General features: G+C 36.0%; 15 protein-coding genes and 1 tRNA gene. 6 read left to right on the top strand and 10 right to left on the bottom strand.

Going from position 1 to position 20,040, the window contains the following annotated elements:
• Positions 1-185 precede the first annotated feature (185 nt).
• The 7 genes from WH390_RS13325 to WH390_RS13355 all read right to left on the bottom strand — a co-directional run bounded on the left by WH390_RS13325 (position 186) and on the right by WH390_RS13355 (position 8,293).
• Positions 186-1,178, bottom strand: a complete 993-nt coding sequence (locus tag WH390_RS13325; RefSeq protein WP_032116067.1) for a peptide ABC transporter ATP-binding protein — start codon at positions 1,176-1,178, stop codon at positions 186-188.
• The gene (dppD, locus tag WH390_RS13330; RefSeq protein ID WP_406850600.1) at positions 1,175-2,155 is read right to left on the bottom strand and encodes a dipeptide ABC transporter ATP-binding protein; all 981 of its coding nucleotides are present in this window, start codon (positions 2,153-2,155) and stop codon (positions 1,175-1,177) included. Before dppD ends, WH390_RS13325 begins: the two co-directional genes overlap by 4 nt.
• A 12-nt stretch (positions 2,156-2,167) precedes the next feature.
• Complete coding sequence (dppC, locus tag WH390_RS13335) at positions 2,168-3,070, bottom strand: dipeptide ABC transporter permease DppC (RefSeq protein ID WP_032116065.1); 903 nt, start codon at positions 3,068-3,070, stop codon at positions 2,168-2,170.
• An 11-nt stretch (positions 3,071-3,081) separates the two neighbouring features.
• On the bottom strand, positions 3,082-4,101 hold the full coding sequence (gene dppB, locus WH390_RS13340) for a dipeptide ABC transporter permease DppB (protein WP_032116064.1): 1,020 nt from the start codon (positions 4,099-4,101) through the stop codon (positions 3,082-3,084).
• Between the two features lie 142 nt (positions 4,102-4,243).
• Positions 4,244-5,842: a dipeptide ABC transporter periplasmic-binding protein DppA gene (gene dppA, locus WH390_RS13345; RefSeq protein ID WP_406850729.1), complete on the bottom strand. Its 1,599-nt coding sequence runs from the start codon at positions 5,840-5,842 to the stop codon at positions 4,244-4,246.
• Between the two features lie 443 nt (positions 5,843-6,285).
• Positions 6,286-7,917, bottom strand: coding sequence for a ShlB/FhaC/HecB family hemolysin secretion/activation protein (locus WH390_RS13350; protein ID WP_032116062.1), 1,632 nt, complete (start codon positions 7,915-7,917; stop codon positions 6,286-6,288).
• Positions 7,918-8,216: 299 nt separating this feature from the next.
• Positions 8,217-8,293: transfer RNA gene (locus tag WH390_RS13355), tRNA-Pro, on the bottom strand.
• A 303-nt stretch (positions 8,294-8,596) separates the two neighbouring features.
• Here WH390_RS13355 and WH390_RS13360 point away from each other — a divergent pair.
• Positions 8,597-9,946 (top strand): filamentous hemagglutinin N-terminal domain-containing protein, encoded by a 1,350-nt coding sequence (locus WH390_RS13360; RefSeq protein ID WP_032116061.1) that lies wholly within the window; start codon positions 8,597-8,599, stop codon positions 9,944-9,946.
• A 312-nt stretch (positions 9,947-10,258) separates the two neighbouring features.
• On the top strand, positions 10,259-11,695 hold the full coding sequence (locus WH390_RS13365) for a filamentous hemagglutinin N-terminal domain-containing protein (protein WP_032116060.1): 1,437 nt from the start codon (positions 10,259-10,261) through the stop codon (positions 11,693-11,695).
• Positions 11,696-11,846: 151 nt separating this feature from the next.
• Here the strand turns inward: WH390_RS13365 and glyS are convergent, their stop codons facing one another.
• From glyS to WH390_RS13380, 3 genes are all read right to left on the bottom strand, one after another.
• A complete protein-coding gene (gene glyS, locus WH390_RS13370) occupies positions 11,847-13,916 on the bottom strand; it encodes a glycine--tRNA ligase subunit beta (protein ID WP_032116059.1) in 2,070 nt (689 codons plus the stop codon).
• Positions 13,917-13,925: 9 nt separating this feature from the next.
• Positions 13,926-14,837 carry a glycine--tRNA ligase subunit alpha gene (gene glyQ, locus WH390_RS13375; RefSeq protein ID WP_032116058.1) on the bottom strand — a complete coding sequence of 304 codons (912 nt, stop codon included), beginning with the start codon at positions 14,835-14,837 and terminating at the stop codon, positions 13,926-13,928.
• A gap of 277 nt (positions 14,838-15,114) precedes the next feature.
• Positions 15,115-15,273, bottom strand: a complete 159-nt coding sequence (locus tag WH390_RS13380) for a M10 family metallopeptidase C-terminal domain-containing protein (RefSeq protein WP_187290962.1) — start codon at positions 15,271-15,273, stop codon at positions 15,115-15,117.
• Between the two features lie 747 nt (positions 15,274-16,020).
• Between WH390_RS13380 and WH390_RS13385 the strand changes: the two genes are divergently transcribed.
• From WH390_RS13385 to WH390_RS13400, 4 genes are all read left to right on the top strand, one after another.
• Positions 16,021-16,416 carry a hypothetical protein gene (locus WH390_RS13385; protein ID WP_032116057.1) on the top strand — a complete coding sequence of 132 codons (396 nt, stop codon included), beginning with the start codon at positions 16,021-16,023 and terminating at the stop codon, positions 16,414-16,416.
• A 495-nt stretch (positions 16,417-16,911) separates the two neighbouring features.
• Entirely contained in the window at positions 16,912-17,481 is a 570-nt protein-coding gene (locus WH390_RS13390; protein WP_032116056.1) for a DNA-3-methyladenine glycosylase I, read from the top strand.
• Between the two features lie 156 nt (positions 17,482-17,637).
• On the top strand, positions 17,638-18,882 hold the full coding sequence (locus tag WH390_RS13395; RefSeq protein ID WP_032116055.1) for a valine--pyruvate transaminase: 1,245 nt from the start codon (positions 17,638-17,640) through the stop codon (positions 18,880-18,882).
• A 799-nt stretch (positions 18,883-19,681) separates the two neighbouring features.
• Entirely contained in the window at positions 19,682-20,029 is a 348-nt protein-coding gene (locus WH390_RS13400; protein WP_032116054.1) for a YceK/YidQ family lipoprotein, read from the top strand.
• Positions 20,030-20,040 lie beyond the last annotated feature (11 nt).

A 20,040-nucleotide genomic window follows, 5' to 3' on the forward strand; every position in this document is an offset into this window, starting at 1 on the left:
TCCTTATTTATTTTTTACTGTAGATATTTAGCAGTCTATTTAATTAATTTTAAGCTATATATTGCCTGTGATCTGATGATATTGATATACAAGCTAACAGCTAAATAATAAAAAAGTGATAATAATACTAATAAATATTATTATCACTTCAATTAACAAAGAGATTGATTAGTTACGAGTGATCACTAAATATTCGTTAAATCGGTGGCAAAACAAGCAACCTGGTGGTCATGATAACTAGTTAACTCTGGTCGTGAGTGGCGACATTGGGCAAAAGCATGTTGGCACCTGGCAGTAAAAGCACAACCTGGTGGTGGATCGATTGGGCTTGGCAATTCACCGGTTAATTTGATCCGTTCACGACGTAAATCAGCATTGAGCCGAGGTATAGCAGATAATAATGCTTGAGTATAAGGATGGCGTGGATAGCCAAAAATTTGTTTTTTCGTGCCTTTTTCAACACACCGGCCTAAATACATCACCATCACCTCATCAGCAATATGCTCAACCACCGATAGATCATGAGAAATAAAAACATACGACAAACCAAAATCCTGCTGTAGATCCATCATTAAATTTAATACCTGTGCCCGAACAGAGACATCCAGTGCCGATACGGGTTCATCGGCAATCACAATATCCGGTTCAAGCATTAAGCCACGGGCAATAGCAATACGTTGCCTTTGTCCGCCAGAAAACATATGGGGATAACGGTGTAAATGTTCTGCCTTCAACCCCACTTTGGCCATCATATGCAAGACCTTTTCTCTACGCTCGATAGCAGAAAATGGGGTATTAATTAATAAAGGCTCTTCGAGGATTTGAGCGATTTTTTTACGTGGATTCAGCGATGCATAAGGATTTTGAAATACCATTTGGATCTTTTGCCGCCGCAATTTGTGCGCCATTTTATCTTTAACTAATAGATCCTGCCCTTGATAGTAAAGCTCACCAGTAGTCGGCGTTTCAATCATGGTTAATAGCCGCCCTAATGTCGATTTTCCGCAACCTGATTCGCCGACTATCGCCAATGTCTTACCTTTTTGCAGCTCAAATGAAACGCCATCCAAGGCTTTTACTGTTCTATCCGCTGAAAACAAGCCACCTTTTACTGGATAATATTTTTTCAGTTCCGCTACCTTTAGTAAGGGTGTTACCAATTGGTTGAGGTTATTCATATTGTTGGCCTCCCGTTATCATCCAGTGGAATATGACATTTTACTTGCCTATCAGCGATAACCTGCAATCGCGGCTCCTCAGTTCGGCATTTGTCACCGACATAAGGGCAACGTGGATTAAGTAAACAACCAACTGGACGATCATATTTTCCCGGAACAACACCTGGTAACGAAGCTAAGCGCTGTTTATTGAGCGCAAATTCGGGCAATGCCTTCAATAGTGATTGTGTGTAGGGGTGACGTGGCGCACTAAAAATATCATTGGCTTTACCTGATTCCACCACCTGCCCGGCATACATGACAATAATATGATCAGCAGCTTCAGCTACTAACGCTAAATCATGGCTGATCAATACTAAAGCCATATTTTCTTGTTGCTGCAAGCTTAAGAGCAGCTCCATGATTTGTGCCTGAATAGTAACGTCGAGTGCTGTCGTTGGCTCATCAGCAATCAATAATTTAGGGCGGCAAGCCAGTGCCATCGCGATCATAACACGCTGGCTCATACCTCCTGATAACTGATGCGGGTAGATACCAAAGCGTGATTTTGGTTCAGGAATGCCGACCATTGTTAACAAATCGATAGCGCGTTGATAACGACTACGACGATTACCGCCATGGTGAATTTTTAACGTTTCCATAATTTGATAACCAACAGTAAAGCAAGGGTTAAGGCTGGTCATCGGATCCTGGAAAATCATTGCTACTTCAGCTCCAATTAACTGACAGCGCTCTTTTGCTGGCATTTTTAATAGATCGCGTCCATTGAAAATTAATCTATCGGCGATCACATGACCTGGCTTATCAACCAGCCCCATAATCGCCAATGAACTGACTGACTTACCTGAACCTGATTCACCGACGATACCAACCACTTCACCAGCTTTTACCTGATAACTAATCTGATCAACCGCACGAAAAGGGGCTGTTTGATCACCAAAATGAACAGAAAGATTTTTTATCTTTAATAATGCCATTAGATCACCTCATTATTGCTTGAGTTTAGGATCGAAGGCATCGCGCAAACCGTCGCCCATCAGATTAAATGCTAATACTGTTAACAAAATGACTAAACCAGGAAATGTTACGACCCACCACGCACTTTGCGTAAACTGCAAAACATCCGATAACATAGTGCCCCATTCCGGGGTTGGAGGCTGAGCTCCCATACCTAAAAACCCTAGCGCGGCCATATCTAAAATAGCATTGGAAAAACCCAAAGAAGCCTGCACAATTAAAGGTGCAAAACAATTAGGTAGAATATTAATAAACATTTGACGTAATGCGCTGGCGCCAACCACTTGTGAAGCCGTTACATATTCGCGATTGATTTCTAATAATACTGCCGCACGTGTCAATCGCACATAGTGTGGTAAAGCAACAAAAGCCAGTGCCAATGAAGCATTAACAATTGAAGGGCCAAAAACCGCCACTAATACTAAGGCCAGTAATAAACTGGGTAAAGCCAACATAATATCGACAACCCGCATGATAGCTATATCAACCAAACCACCAATATAACCGGCAAATAAGCCAAACGAGACACCCATAATCAGGGAAAGGATGACGACTAAACCACCGACAAGTAGCGATAAGCGTGCACCATGCATTAGCCTTGATAACAAATCTCGCCCTACGTCATCAGTCCCTAAAATAAATTGCCAATTGCCGCCTTCTTGCCAAACCGGTGGCATCAATAGAAATTGACGAAATTGCTCATTAGGTGAATGAGGAGCAAGTAGATCAGCTAATAAAGCAATAACAACCATGAGGATAATATACCCCATGCCAATAACCGCCCCTTTATTACGACTAAAGTAATGCCAAAATTCTTGCAACGGTGTTAATGGCGCCGGCATCTTGTCTATTTGTTGTTCAATTAGTTGAGACATATTTGCCTTCCTTATTTTTTATGCCGAATTCGTGGATCAACGATGCCATATAACAGATCAATTAGCAGATTAACCAATATAATCAAAGTTGCGATCAGCAAAACCCCACCTTGAACCACCGGATAATCACGACGTTGCAACCCTTCGATTAACCAACGCCCTAAACCGGGCCAAGAAAAAATAGTTTCCGTCAAGATAGCCCCGGCTAATAACGTACCAACCTGCAAACCAATCACTGTCACAACCGACAGTAAAGCATTACGCAACGCGTGGATCAAAATTACTCGTCTTCGGCTTAACCCCTTTGCCCGCGCGGTTCGAATATAATCTTCACCCAATACTTCCAGCATTGAAGAGCGTGTCATCCGCACGATCACAGCTAAGGGTATCGTGCCTAAAACAATAGCGGGTAAAATTAAATGCTTAACCGCATCAATAAAATCGCCAGTTTCCCCCCATAGCAAAGTATCAATTAACATAAATCCGGTTAGTGGATAGCCATCATCCAGAAAAACGCTGTCACTGACGCGGCCTGAAACAGGCGTTAGATCCCAATGTACAGAAACCAGCATAATGAGCATGATCCCCCACCAAAAAATAGGCATCGAATAGCCGGTTAATGACACCCCAATGGCGGTATGATCAAAAACAGAACCACGCTTGACAGCCGCTAATACGCCCACAGGTATCCCTATCGTAATCGCAAATATCATGGCACAAATACCCAACTCTAAAGTTGCCATAAAACGTGGCCAAAATTCTTGCCATACAGGCAACCGACTTTTTAAGGAGATGCCCAGATCGCCTCGTAATACATCATGAATATAATTTAAATATTGTTGCCACAACGGTTGATCCAGCCCTAATTGTGCGATCATCTGTGCATGACGCTCGGGACTTAAACCGCGTTCACCTGCCATAATTGTGACTGGATCACCTGGGATCATATGGATAAATGCAAAAGTCAGTATGGTAATACCGATAAACGTAGGGATGACAATACCCAAACGCCGAAATATAAATTGCCACATTCGATGATTTCTCTGTTAAATGCTGACGAATATACTTAAGTTGTTTGATTTCATTCGACCGGCAAGTTAGTAAAGCCAATGATTACTCTATCAGTAAACCCGATAGAGTAATTAATTAACAATCAACTTAGTAAGATAGAATTTATTCTTTAATATCAACAACTTCAAAGTGATGTTTGCCTAGTGGATCAACCACAAAACCTGTCACTTCTTTACGAATAGGCTTATATACTGTTGAGTGAGCGATAATCAAAGCAGGCACTTGCTCATGCATAACAACCTGAGCCTGCCGATACAATTCAATACGTTTATTATGATCAAATGTCACACGTGCTGGCTGAATGAGAGCCTCAAAATCTTTATTACACCATTTGGAGTAATTGATACTTTGTGCTTTAGCTGCACAGCTAAATAAGGTAGCGAAAAAGTTATCGGGATCACCATTATCTCCCGTCCAACCGATCATCACTGTTTGAGGCTCGCCATTCTTGGCACGTTTAAGGTATTCGCCCCATTCATAGCTAACAATGTTGGCTTTAATACCCACTTTTTGCCAATCAGCTTGGATCATCTCCGCCATGCGCCGGGCATTAGGGTTATAGGGTCGCTGTACTGGCATTGCCCAAATATCGATAGTAGAACCTTCGGCAATACCTGCCTCTTTCAATAGTGCTTTTGCTTTCTGTGGATCATAAGGGTGATCTTTAATCGCCTGGTTATACCCCCACATGGTTGATGGGATAAGCGTTTTCGCTTTCTGGCCTGCGCCTTGGTAAACCGCCGCAATAATGGCATCTTTATTAACCGCCATGGTCAGTGCCTGACGAACCTTTACATTATCTAATGGCTTTTTCTCAGTATTAAAGGCCAGATAGCCAACATTGAGACCCGGTTGTTCCATCAATACGATTTGTTTATTTTGCCTCATGCGTTCAAGATCAGCTGGATTTGGGAATGCCATAACCTGGCATTCATTTTTCTGTAACTTAGCATAGCGTACTGCTGCATCTGGGGTAATCGAGAACACTAAACGAGCAATTTTAGGCTTAGTTCCCCAATAATCACGATTGGCCTTATAAAGAATGCGCGAATCTTTCTGATATTGAATTAACTGAAATGGGCCGGTACCAATCGGCTCAAGATCAACCTGCTCCGGCTTACCTTTTTTCATCATCTGTTCGGCATATTCTGCCGATAAAATAGAAGCAAAATCCATTGCCATATCGGCTAAAAAGGGTGCTTCAGGGCGGGTAAGAACAAAACGTACAGTATGATCATCAATTTTTTCTATCTTATCGATGATTTTATCCAAATCCATACCAATAAAATATTCATAGCTGCCGCCTGAAACTTTGTGATAGGGATGAGATGCATCTTTTTGCCGCATAAAAGTATAAATGACATCATCAGCATTGAATTCACGGCTTGGTTTGAAGTTTTTGCTGGTATGCCATTTAACCCCTTTGCGCAAATAGAAAGTATAAACTTTTCCATCATCACTAACTTGCCACCGTTCAGCTAATGCCGGTTTTATCTCTGTGGTACCCAATTGAAACTCCACCAGTCGATTATAAAGTGGAATAGAACTAGCATCATAAGTTGTTCCTGACGCAAATAATTGTGGATTAAATCCTTCTGGTGAGCCTTCTGAACAATAAACCAAGGTTTTTGCTTGCAAATCAGTAGAAATAACTAGAGTAATCAAACTGATACTAATAGATAAAACCCCTGCATTTTTCATAAAAAACTTCATATTATGCTTCCCCTGTTGTCACTTTATTATATTTTTTAAGCAATTTACTAAATAGTGCTACTGATATTGTAATTTAGTTATATTTTTATCACGGACGTTAAACAATAAATCAATTGTTACCGCTCACGTCAATACTTTTATTGCTGTTTTTTTAGACAAAAAAGAAACGAATATAAAACCTATAATTCATAAAAATAGGATAAAAAATAATAAATTTATAATTTATTAGTGGTAAACTCCAAATAAAATAACTTAAATAGACATTAACAACTATTTTCATCTGAACGCTTACTTGATCAATAATTAACCAATTATTGGCTAATTATTAAAATATCTGCTAGCAAAAGACAAAATTATTCAGCAACAAAAAAGAATAAAATAGAAAAATGGATATCAGGCAGGTATCCTCAAACTGGATACCTGATAAATGATTAATAACTGAGGCTAACTCGAAAACCAGAAACCATATGATCGTGTTTACGATCTGACGAATTTAATAGCGGAAAACCAACATAAGTACTGTAGCTTAATTGCTTATAACCGCCTTTTAAGCCTATCGATGTACCAATTAAGTAATCATCACGCCAAAAACGAGCTCGATCTCCCGAAACTGAACCGTAATCTAAGGTTGCATAGAGCACATGGCCAGGCAATGGTGTATACCAACTAAGTTCATTTTTGATAAGTAAACTATGGGAGCCGGACAAAGAATTAGTTAACATTGCGCCACGCACGCTATTTTTGCCACCAATGCTATCAACGTCTAAAAATCCATCCAGTTGAGAACGACTTAACTGAATCGCTGCCATTCCCTCATAAAGAAAAAACTGCTGGTTGATTTGCCAGGGTCGATTAATAGCAGCCGAAAATTGAAAAATTTGTGGTCGTTTTAACTCCTTTGCCGGCGAAGGCATGGCGGCAAACCAATTAGTGCCTTGCTTATACTCCATTGCCAGATTGAGTTCAGCACGCGGTAAATAGTGTTGATGCTTCAAACCAATATTCCAATAAGTTGCCCTACGCTTATAAACACCAATTTCTTGGTCACCAATGTAGCCATTATTGGTCACAATGCTAGTCCCAAAATTAAAGTAAGTTTTACTATCATAACGTCGCTTAATCAGGTATTGACCTTGCGCAGATAATGATTTAGAACGGCTGCTTTTATATAAATTACCGGCTGGTGTTTTAATACCATCCCAGGAATAGAAATCTTGATAATTACCTGATAAATCAAACCGCCAGTTACGAAAAGGTAATGAGTAAAAGAATGCCGCGACTTTAATCCCACGACTATGGTCGGTATCTAAATCACGACTGATATAAAAATAGAAGAAATCATTTAATAAGGTAGGATTATCAAGCATTAACACATTATCAATCATTAAATTGGCATGATCTTTCAGGCCACTATTATCAAAAGAAAGTCGGCCACGAATAGCGCGCTTTTTTTGTCGATTAATAGTTATGATACTACTATTGGCTAAGTTAGGATCATCATCAACAGTGATTTTTGGTTGGGTTGAAGGCGAATTCTGTAGATTTTCTAATCCTTGCTCAATGTCCCGAACATTAAGAATGGTTGATTGTGGAAAAGCAGTACGCAGAGAGTAGTGACTTTTACCGGTATCTTCGTAACGAATATCAGAAATAAGGCCTGGGATCAGTTCAATACGTAAAATACCATACATGAAACTTTGTTCTGGCAGCAAAACTTTGGTCGTCAAATAGCCGGCATCGATGAATATTTGATTTACTCCGGCGAGAAAAATATTCAATCCTTTATCACCTAAACATTGACCAATAATATTATCTGATAATACAGATAATTTTTTCTGTAATGATTTAGCAAATAATTCCTGACCATTTAAAAAAACAAATTTGATATTTAAGCAATGAGATTCAATGGGATAAGTTTGATTTTTATTAATTTGTTGAGAGTTAATTGGAATAGAAACCGGTTGCTGCTGAGCTATCTCTTGCTTTGCGTCTTCGACAACACCAGCTTGCACATAATCGTGACCATAAATAGCCAATAATAAGAAAAATAGATATTTTTTCATCAGCATTCCTTTGCTATGAATTAAGAGCGTGAATTCCTTTCACTGATAGATAACAAAAAAATAAAATTAAATTTTTTATAAGAATAAATATATCAAAATTAGCAACTATTTTATTCTTTATTAAATAAAAAACCAGAAGCACAAAATTAATTATCACACTTATTGAATAAATTCAGAAAAAATACATTAAGACTCTATTTTAAAGTATTCAGGCTAATAACAAATTAAATTATAGAATAAGTAGGTATGATTAATGAGGTGGAGATGAAAAGCTTTGCTAAAAACAGGATTAGGGAACTTGGTCGGCGAGAGAGGATTCGAACCTCCGACCCACTGGTCCCAAACCAGTTGCGCTACCAGGCTGCGCTACTCGCCGAAAACGGTGTGCATCTTACTGCGACATGATAAAGTCGTCAATAATTTTTTAATTAATATTTACTATCTCGATGATAAAAACAGTAACAATTTATTTTTTAATAAAAAATAAATAGAAAACAGCTGTAGATTATAATTTACATCAATGCATGTGGTTAAATAACATTAATAACAGATTAAATATAATATAAATTTTACAAAAAATAAGTAAGTTTTAAAAAAATTAATTGTTTTTTAAAAAAAGTTAAAATAAATTAATAAAAAATTAATAGATAGAAAATCATTTATTTTATAAGGATATAATATGTATTTATCAAAAAACAATAATCATAAATTAAATTTATTAGCGCTGACAATATCATTTTCTGGCAATATATTTGCGTCTGAATTATCTTTGATAAATAATAATTCTGTATCATTAAAACAACCCACTGAGATTATCAGTTATAATAAAGAAATTAATTTAAAATCCACCAATAAATCATTAACAATTAATATATTACCAACAGTTTCTAAAGGACAGTTTAAAATTTCTCACAATATATATGAAAAATTTAATGTCAATGAACATGGCATTAAAATTAATAATGCCACTAACAACCCCGCTAACCTTATTATTAGCGAAGTGATTTCAGCAGAAAAATCCAATATCAATGGTAATATTACTATTTTAGGTAATAATAAACCTCATTTAATTATTGCTAATCCTAATGGGATTAATTGTAGTAATCGCTGTAGTATGACCAATGCTAATACGGTCAGCTTAATCACTTCCCCATTTGAGGAAAATAAGCCTTCTAACCAACTAATTGATAATATGAGAGAGAAACATATTCATTTTAAAAATATCAAACAAGAAAATTTTACCGATGCTAATAAAATACAATTATTGGCAAGATCGGTTAAACTAGAATCCAGCCAGTTATATGTCAATAATATTACCATTGCAGTTGATGATAATAATGTTATCAACAATAGTGTTAGCCCCATGACCAAGCTTAGCGCGACCAAAGCTGTTCATATTACTGATAATAACTTGCAAAATAGCAGACTATCCAGAAATGCAAGATTAACTATCGATCGTCATTCAGCAATAAATAGCAAACATAGTTATTTTAAAATAAAAAATGGTATCTTTAATAATGCAGGCACACTTGCCAGTAACCAAAATAGTCATTATGAAATAATCAATGGAAAATTTTATAATAACGGCACCATAAATAATATTGAAATGTTAGTTATTACCGGTATAAATGCAAATATTGACAATCAATCTAAAATAAAAGCTAAAAATAGCCATTTTCTTATTAGAAATGGAAAATTTAATAATAGCGGTAAGATAAAAAATACCGAGTTAATAGAAATATTTGCTGATAACAGCAACATTAACAATCAAGCTGAAATAAAAAGTAAAAATGGTATTTATGAAATAAAGAATGGACAATTTTATAATAGCGGCATAATCGATTATAGCGAAAAAATGACCATAAAAGGAAACAACGCCTATATTAATAATCAGTTTATTTTAACTTCAGCAAAGTATGATTTAACCGAGCTAAAATCTAGTCGATTTGTTGATTTTAGCTTTGTATTACCTCACAAACGAAACTCTAATAATAGTGTTGAACTCGATTTCTCTGAAAATGTTATGTGATAAATATATTCGTTTTGCTAATCAATATAAAACTATTATTAGTAAGGATAAAAAAATAATTTATAAACTTTAATGATGACTTTTTTAAAAACACTCATGTTATTAATAACATGAGTGTTTTATTTTGCCAAAAAAATAAAATATCTACTGTTTATTGATATCAATAACCTAAGAATAAAAAATATTCTAATTGAGATAATAAAAAATTAATGCTATTTGTAATTTTCATTATGAAATAGAAAAAATATCAAATTTTGCTATTAAAGAAAACATCATATTTTAATTTATAATTATATTTTATAAGGAAATAAAATGAATCAATCAATAAGCTCTAAATATAAACTATCCCTATTATCATTATTTATTGGAATGGGAATTTCTAATTATGTTTTAGGCGCGTCAGGAGCAGTTCAGCAGCAGACCAATATTGTCAGCCTGGATAAAAAGATTAATATTAATACGATTGAAAAGCGTCCGGTCATTGAGATTATGCCAACGGATAGCAATGGAATATCTCATAATAAATATGAAAAATTTAATGTTGCTAAACCAGGGATTGATATTAATAATGCCACGGAAAATCCAGCCAAAATCATTCTCAATGAAATCATTTCAAATGATAAAACCCGCATCAGTGGTAATATCAATGTACTTGGTGACAGTAAACCGCATTTTATCATTGCCAATCCCTGTAGTATCGATTGTAACGATTGTAACGATTGTAGCGTTACTAACATGGGTAGGCTTACATTAACCACAGCGAAAATAAGTAATATGCTTGACAATGGCCAAATGACGGATAAATTTACCTATGATACAAAACGCGGGCAAATTCGTTTCAAAAATGTTATATCAGAGAAATTTACTGACGCTGCAATCAGCCGTGTTTTTGCCAGATCAATCAACCTGCAATCCAGTCAATTAAATGTCAATGATATTTCGTTGATTGCTGGTAAAAATAGATTAGAAGATGTCGATAATCCAAAATATATTAATATTACTCAATATAACCAAGAATATAATTCAAGAAAAATTAAGCTAACTATTGACGCTAATTCAACAATTAATGCCAATGATAGTTATCTTCATATTAGTTCTGGTAAATTAGATAATCAGGGTGTTATTAATAGTAGTGGAATTATGAATATTTCTAGTGTAAATGGCAATATTTTTAACCAAAAGGAATTGATTGCAAATAATCAAAATTACACATTTATTAACACTGATTTTATAAATTTTGGCGTAATTAAAAGTAAAGTGTCTTTAGCCATCAATGGCCAAGATTTCGTAATTTTCAATGAAGACAAGATAATCGCTAACCATCATGATTACCACTTATTATATTCACACCTCATAAACAATAAAACTATTCAAGGTGATGACTCTGTTAAAATAACCGCACTAGATACAGCTATTGAAAATAATGATCAATTGATCGCTAAAAACCAAAAATATCAGTTGGTAAATAGCCAATTTAAAAATAATGAGGAGGGAACGATAACTGCATATGATATCAGCAATGTTGATAACGCAAATCACGATGCTGCGGTTAAATTAGAGATCACTTTAATTAATAAAGCTAGCTTTGTTGATGAGGGACAAATCGCTATTGGCGCTCAAAAAAATGATAAGCCAACAGTTTTCCCAATTGGTAAGGCAACACGCTATCAATATGGTACTTTAAATATCATTAAAGACAACACAAACCAACTTCCTGCTGCTTGGGAACAAGTTTTCACTGCACAATAAATTGTACCAAATCAGTAATCATAGCAAGTATGGTTATTGGTGATTACCTACAATAACAGGTCCCAATATAGGTAATAACAGAAATAAAAATGTTAATTATAAATAAAATCCCTTGAAGATTAATCCAAGGGATTTTTAATCGCTGAATAGATTATTGCAATAAAGAGATATCAGCTACCTGTAAAAATAAATCACGCAACTGACTTAGCAAGGTCAGACGATTGAGCCTGACCATTTGATCGCTATCCATCACCATTACATTATCAAAGAAAGCATCGATAACCTCACGCAGTGAAGCCAATTCAGTTAATGCGCTTTGATATTGTCCGTCAGCCAATAATGGTGCCAGCTTATCTTGTAAAACAACCAGATGAGCCGCTAAGGTGACCTCTTCGGGTGCTTTTAACACTGTGGCGGCAACATTGTCATTCAATTTTTCATCTGACTTATTCAGAATATTGGCAACCCGTTTATTAGCCGCCGCCAGTGCTTCTGCCGCTGGCAAAGTCCGAAAATGGGTAACAGCTTTCACACGAGCATCAAAATCTGCCGGTTTAGTTGGCCGACGAGCTAAAACAGCCTGGATAGTATCAATGCGGTAACCTTGCTCTTGATACCAGGCACGAAAACGCCCCAGCATAAACTCAACAACATCATCGACAACATTTTTATTGGTTAGCTTATTAGCATACAACTGGGCCGTCTGCTGTGTTAATGCTAATAAATCCAGATCGAAACCCTTTTCAACAATAATACGTAACACACCAAGGGCCGCACGACGTAAGGCAAAGGGATCTTTATCGCCCTTAGGCGGTTGGCCAATACCAAAAATACCTACCAGAGTGTCCATTTTATCGGCCAGCGCCAACGCAACCGCGATATGATTAGAAGGTAACTGATCACCAGCAAAACGGGGTTGATACTGCTCCTTGATTGCCACCGCCACATCTTCCGCTTCACCATCCCGACGGGCGTAATACATCCCCATAACACCTTGTGTGTCGGTAAATTCGAACACCATATTGGTCATCAAATCACATTTGGATAACAGACCGGCACGAGTAGCATGATTGACATCGGCACCAATTTTAGCTGCGATCCAACCGGCTAACACTTCTAAACGATCGGTTTTATCACGCAATGTACCAAGCTGTTTTTGGAATAAAACTGTTTCCAGTCGGGGTAAATATTCTTCTAAACGCTTTTTACAATCGGTTTTAAAGAAAAATTCAGCATCTGCCAAACGTGGACGGATCACCTTTTCATTACCAGCAATGATTTGCTGTGGCTCAGAAGATTCAATATTGGCAACAAAAATAAAATTAGCCATCAAATTACCAATCTGATCATAAACTGGGAAGTATTTTTGATCGCCTTTCATGGTATGAACTAACGCTTCCGTTGGTACAGACAAAAATTTCTGCTCAAATTTTGCGGTTAATACCACCGGCCACTCAACCAATGATGTTACTTCTTCGAGTAAACTATCGGACAATTCAACAGTACCGCCTAATTGCTGTGCTACCTTATTCGCCTCATGCTTGATTAAGGACTTACGCTCTTCATAATCAGCAATAACTTTACCACGTTCACGTAAGATCGCAGGGTATTGTTCCGCTGAATCAATAGTCAGTTCAGCTTCTCCCATAAATCGATGGCCACGGATCACGCGATCGCTCGGAATACCCAATACTTCACCTTCGAGCAGCTGATCACCCAATAACATGATTAAGGTATGAACAGGCCGGACAAATTGTGTTGCCTTGTCTCCCCAGCGCATCAGTTTTGGGATCGGTAACTGATTCAATGCATTCGCCACCATATCAACAAGTAATTCTTTTGCGGCACGGCCTTTACTGGTCGCACGATAAAATAACCACTCCCCCTTATCGGTGACCAAACGTTCTGCCTGCTCAACGGTGATGCCACAGCCACGAGCCCAACCTTCAGCGGCCTTCGTCGCTTTACCTGTCGCATCAAAAGCCTGACTAATTGCCGGGCCGCGTTTCTCAACTTCACGATCAGCTTGATGTGCGGCCAAATCGGTGATTTTTAGTGCTAAACGACGGGGAGAGGCATACCAAAGCACTTCACCATACTGCAGTTCAGCCTGTTCTAATTGATGTTTAAAATTTGCCGCAAATGATCCAGCTAATGAACGAAGAGCCTTCGGCGGTAACTCTTCTGTGCCGATTTCCACCAGGAAAGTCTGTTGCATAATGACAGCCTCTTAATTCTTATTTTTACAGATTGGAAAACCTAATGCTTCACGAGCAGCATAATAAGCTGCTGCAACCCCTTTGGTTAAGGTACGAATACGTAAAATATAACGTTGCCGCTCAGTGACTGAAATAGCTTTACGTGCATCCAATAAATTAAACGTATGGGCAGCTTTTAAAATTCGTTCATAAGCGGGTAAAGGCAGTGGCGTTTCTAGTGACAATAAATATTGTGCTTCTTTTTCATATTCTTCAAAACATTTGAAAAGAAAATCAACATTAGCATACTCAAAATTATAAGCCGACTGCTCAACTTCATTTTGATGATAAATATCACCATAGGTTGTTTTGCCTAACGGGCCATCAGACCAGACTAGCTCATACACACTGTCAACCGCTTGAATATACATAGCCAAGCGCTCAAGGCCGTAGGTGATCTCACCGGTAACCGGTTTACACTCCAAGCCTCCGACTTGCTGAAAATAGGTAAATTGGGTGACTTCCATCCCATTTAGCCAAACCTCCCAACCAAGTCCCCAGGCTCCCAAAGTTGGGTTTTCCCAGTTATCTTCAACAAAACGGATATCATGAACAGAGGGATCTACCCCTAATGCTTTTAATGAACCAAGATATAACTCTTGAATATTATCCGGTGAAGGCTTAATAATGACTTGAAATTGATAATAGTGCTGAAGACGATTAGGATTTTCACCATAACGTCCATCAGTTGGCCGACGAGATGGTTGCACATAAGCAGCAGCGATTGGCTCCGGGCCTAGTGCCCGCAAGCAAGTCATCGGATGGGACGTCCCTGCACCAACTTCCATATCCAATGGTTGAACAATGGTGCAGCCTTGACGCGCCCAGTAATCCTGTAATGTTAGGATCAATCCCTGAAAGGTTTTGGTATCAAACTTTTGCATGTTAGATTCGCGCGATAGATAGATTGTGATTTAAAAAAGTGATTCAGTATACCCTTTGGCGAACAGATATGCAGCACTGATTACACATTGATGTTGTTTTACATGAAAACAGCCTGATAAATCTTTAGTAATTTTAAGTTAGCTGATTGATTAGCCTCATCACTAGTTAATCACTAACATCGAAAATTAATTCAACAGTTATCAGCAAAAAAGATATTTTCAATTTGACTTACTGCAATGCTTTTTCTGCCATATTCATATGACCGCGCAAGGTTATTTATAAGATAAAATCATGGGCCGTTACAATGTTAGCTGCAACTTTAATGACAAAATCTGGCTTTAAATCATCATCAGCATTGATACTGATATAATGAAAATGGTCTCTATTGTTATAAGATATAACGATTTCGCCAGGAACACCGTTAAACTCGACCACAAAATGGATAAACTATTTCACCATTTTTAAACTGTAAACAAAGGTTATTATTCGCTATTGTAGAATATAATATCTGTTGACTTACTTCATAGGATCATAAAATTGTTTAGCATTTCTTATATCCTCATTCCCGCTTTTATTGGAATCAAGCAGAGCCATTTCCTTATTGATAATATTGTGAAGTTTTTTTAGTTAGATAATTTTTAATCATGAAAAACTCTAATATATATCAACAAAATAATGTAATAAGATTGATATTAATATAAGAAACACTGTTTTTAAGTAAAAAATTAATTTTATCAGTTGGTTAATTTGCAAATCACATCCAAATCAAAGCTTTGCAACTTTTAATACTTACTGCATGGAATAATAAAAACCGCCAATATAGCCAATTATTATACTCAGACTCAGTCGTTAATTATTTAGTATTTCCTGACATTGAAAGGAGTCAAAAGGTTAATGTTTATTTGGCTTTATTGCTTAATAAATTCACACTATGCCTTATTGTTATTAATACTCAATAATGGCTCGTTCAGCTTAACTAACTCATTTTTCAAAAAACACTCACTTTCAAATACTATCATAATAAGATATGATATTTACTCACTTATTTTCTATTAAAATAATTAACATAACTTTTTGATATAACAAATTTTTGCTCATCAGCGTCGAATAAAATATTGCAGTAAAACGATTCGATATGAAAAAATCCGTTAAATTAAAGTTGCAAAAACAGATGTAATTAACATGAAAATATTATTTTTAATGCTGACATTATTAACTCTAACCAGCTGCACTTCACAGCCACAATCAACATTGATTGAGCTTGATAAAAAAAGTCGTGAGTTTAACCATTCAGCCCTGTTAAACATTAGTCATATTCAGCAGCTCAAGGCGTCTTCTAATAGTAGCCAAAAATGGCAATATTCGACATTTTTTCCTACCACCGCTGAACAAGCATCTCCTGTTTATTATTATGCACTCGCTAACGCCCATAAAATTATTATTTATACCGACAATGCCAATTTTTGGCTTACAGTTAAAAATAAACTGCAAGCACAAGGAGCAATGGCAGTTATTGAATGGCAATTTAAAAAAATGTTTTTAGCAAAACAGGCTCAAATTACATTTATTAGAAACTAAAATAGCTAAAAATAAATTAAATAATCTTGATTAAAAATCATTGATTAATAATTTCTAAAGCAATATGTTTTTTATAACCTTTTGTTAATAAAATAAATTTGTTGATTTCTTATATTAAAATATGTCTTTATGAAAAAGATAACTAACTAATTTAGGATTAACTTTAACACTCAAGTTACAAAACCAATTCTCTTTTAATAACGAATAAAATAAAAATAATCATAATAAAAAGGCATTAATAGACTCGTTTGAATAATTTATTGCCAAATTTATAAAACCTAGCATAAATTATAATTTCCCTCTTTTTTCAATTAATTAAAGTATCTTTTTTTAGCAATCAAAATACATTGCCTATTTAATATTAGCGCCTATTTTGAAGAAAATTTATCGATATTATTGTCCTGGCAAGTAATAGCAATACTGATTAAAATCCCTATCATCAATTTATTAATATCCGATAATAGACCGATAGCTCACAATAGGAGTAATGAAAAAATGACGCCACGACGTTGCCATTGGGTCACTAGCGATGAGGAATATATTACCTATCATGATCAAGAGTGGGGAAAAGCAGAAAAAAATAGTCAGAAATTATTCGAAATGCTTTGCCTTGAAGGTCAACAAGCCGGTCTCTCTTGGTATACTATTTTGAAAAAACGTGTTGGCTATCGTGACTGTTTCTACCATTTTAATCCAACTAAAATTGCCAAAATGACGCAACAAGATGTTGATCGTTTAATGCAAGAACTCTGTATTGTGCGTAATCGCCTGAAAATTAATGCTATCATTACCAATGCTCAAGCTTACTTAGCCATGATCCAAGCAGGTGAAGATTTTAGCCAATTTGTCTGGCAATTTGTCGATGGAAAAACACAAATCAACCATTGGCAACATCAGAGTGAAATACCTACTCATACCAATATTTCTGATCATCTTTCGGTTGCTTTAAAAAAACGTGGCTTTAAATTTGTTGGTAGCACCATCTGTTACGCCTTTATGCAAGCAATCGGTATGGTAAATGACCATTTGAGCGATTGTATTTGTCGACAGAAAAAAAACGAGTAATAAAAATATCATTATGATAAATTTATAATCACAAAAATATAAAAGAATTATAATATCGTCTAACTAATTTGCTAATCCAGCCATCATTCTAGCGATAATAGCAGAATATTGTTGCTATTTATTTAATAGTCACCTGCAAAGCTGATAAAGAAAAATATGATACATTCACAATTTGGTAAAAAATTTTCCAGTTCATCCAGTATCTCTCTGTTAATGAAAGATCTAAATGAAGGTTTACGCAAACCTGACGTTATTATGCTCGGTGGCGGTAATCCAGCACACATTCCTGAAATGGATCAATATTTTCAGCAATTATTGATAGAAATGGCTAAAAATGGTCAGCTCAATGAAGCATTATGCAACTACGATGGCCCACAAGGAAAAGATGCCTTACTGGAAGCATTAGCAAATACGTTAAATGAGCAAGTAGGCTGGAATATTAGTGCTAAAAATATCGCATTGACTAATGGCAGTCAGAGCGCTTTTTTTTATCTATTTAATATCCTCGCCGGCTGTTGTGAACAAGGAATAAAACGTAAAGTTCTTTTCCCTTTAACACCAGAATATGTTGGTTATGCCGATACTGGACTTGATGATGATATTTTTGTTGCTAATAAACCGCTAATTGACATCCTGCCTAATGGTCAATTTAAATATCGGATTAATTTTGAATCGTTAAAAATAACCGATGATATCGGTGTAATTTGCGTTTCCAGACCCACCAATCCGACTGGAAATGTCATTACCGATGCAGAAATTATGCAATTAGATGCTTTAGCCAAACAGTATGCTATTCCGCTTTTGATTGACAGTGCTTATGGTATTCCCTTTCCAGGTATTATTTTTAATCAAGCCACACCTATCTGGAATGAAAATATTATTCTATCTATGAGCCTATCCAAATTAGGATTACCTGGCTGTCGCTGCGGTATTATTATTGCCAACGAATCGATTATCAACGCGATCAGTAACATGAATGGCATCATTAGCTTATCCCCAGGTAGTATAGGCCCAGCATTAATGTTAGCGATCCTTAAACGTAATGATCTATTGAAACTTTCACAAACAGTAATAAAACCTTTTTATCAACAACGCGTTACTGAAACGGTAAAAATTATTCGCCGTTATATACCAGAAAGCCGCTGCCTGATCCATAAACCAGAAGGTGCGATATTTCTATGGCTTTGGTTTAAAGATTTACCAATTGACAGTCAAACACTTTACACACGTCTTAAAAAACGCGGTGTATTAATGGTGCCCGGCGATTATTTTTTCCCTGGGCTTAATGAACACTGGCATCATTCGCATCAATGTATGCGAATGAACTATATTCTACCACTAGAAAAAATTGAACAAGGGATTGCGATTTTAGCTGATGAAATTGAAATTGCCTATCAATAGCATAAATTCAATAAACTTTATTAAATATATTAAGCAATAAAATTCTATACATAAAAAAACCTCTTATCATATACAAGATAAGAGGTGATAAAATAATAACGAGGACTTTGAATTGTAAAGTTAACGGGATCATATTCAAACATATTGCTAATGAAATGATCTACATCCCGAGCTCTTTAACACCGCAATTATTACAACATATTAAGTATTCTTTTAATTAAGCAATAAAGCGATATTTTCACCAATATACCAAACTATTGCTGGTTAATTTAATGAAAACTATAAAACCTAATCACTTTACGAATAATCCAGCTATAACAATTGACAGAATAAAAGGTATTAAAGTTGACTATTGACTTAATACGGGTGCTATCTCATGTTCAAACCTGGAAAAATGCTTTAAAAAATAGATAAAAAGACTATTTGCGGAATAATTTATGCAGAAAAATTAAAATGCGCTCAACATTTATTATTACCCACTTGTTTACCCGTTAATGAAATTACAACTACCGATGATTATTCTTTGCTGGCCTATTTTATGCTATTTAAAAAGAGGTTGAACTAACTCCGCAGAAATAAAGAAATCGTTAATCAATAATTCTATTTAAACAAATTGCCCATTCCAACAGTAAATAAGAATTTTATGTGACCAATTTTCCATTAATTGTGCCATATTTAGGACATACGACAGAAAATAATTGTTAAAAAATTTTATTTCTATTAATAAACTGGTATTTTTAACATTAATGTTTATCATTAAAATTCATACTCGCTTGGAGAAGCTAGGCTTATACCTTTAATGAAACGATTAATCCTCGTTATTTGTAGCATTAGTTTGAATATGGTTGGCTGCCTGATATTGTTATGTGGCTGTTCAAGTATTATGACCCATGTCGGCCCCCATCAAGGTTACTATTCAGGCACCAAAGCTGATACCCGAATACTAAAAGATAGCGATACCGGCTGGGTGATAAAACCCCTTGCCATGATTGACTTACCTTTTTCTGCGCTGCTTGACACGGTTTTACTACCCTATGATTATTTCCAGGCAGATAATATTGCACCGCAACCGTCGCCAAAAGAACGCGTTCAAGATTGGGAAAACTATCAAGCTACAGATATCACTTATCAAACCACCAGCAAATAAATCACCTGAAT

The organism is Candidatus Arsenophonus nilaparvatae (assembly GCF_045346035.1).
GTDB lineage: Bacteria > Pseudomonadota > Gammaproteobacteria > Enterobacterales > Enterobacteriaceae > Arsenophonus > Arsenophonus nilaparvatae.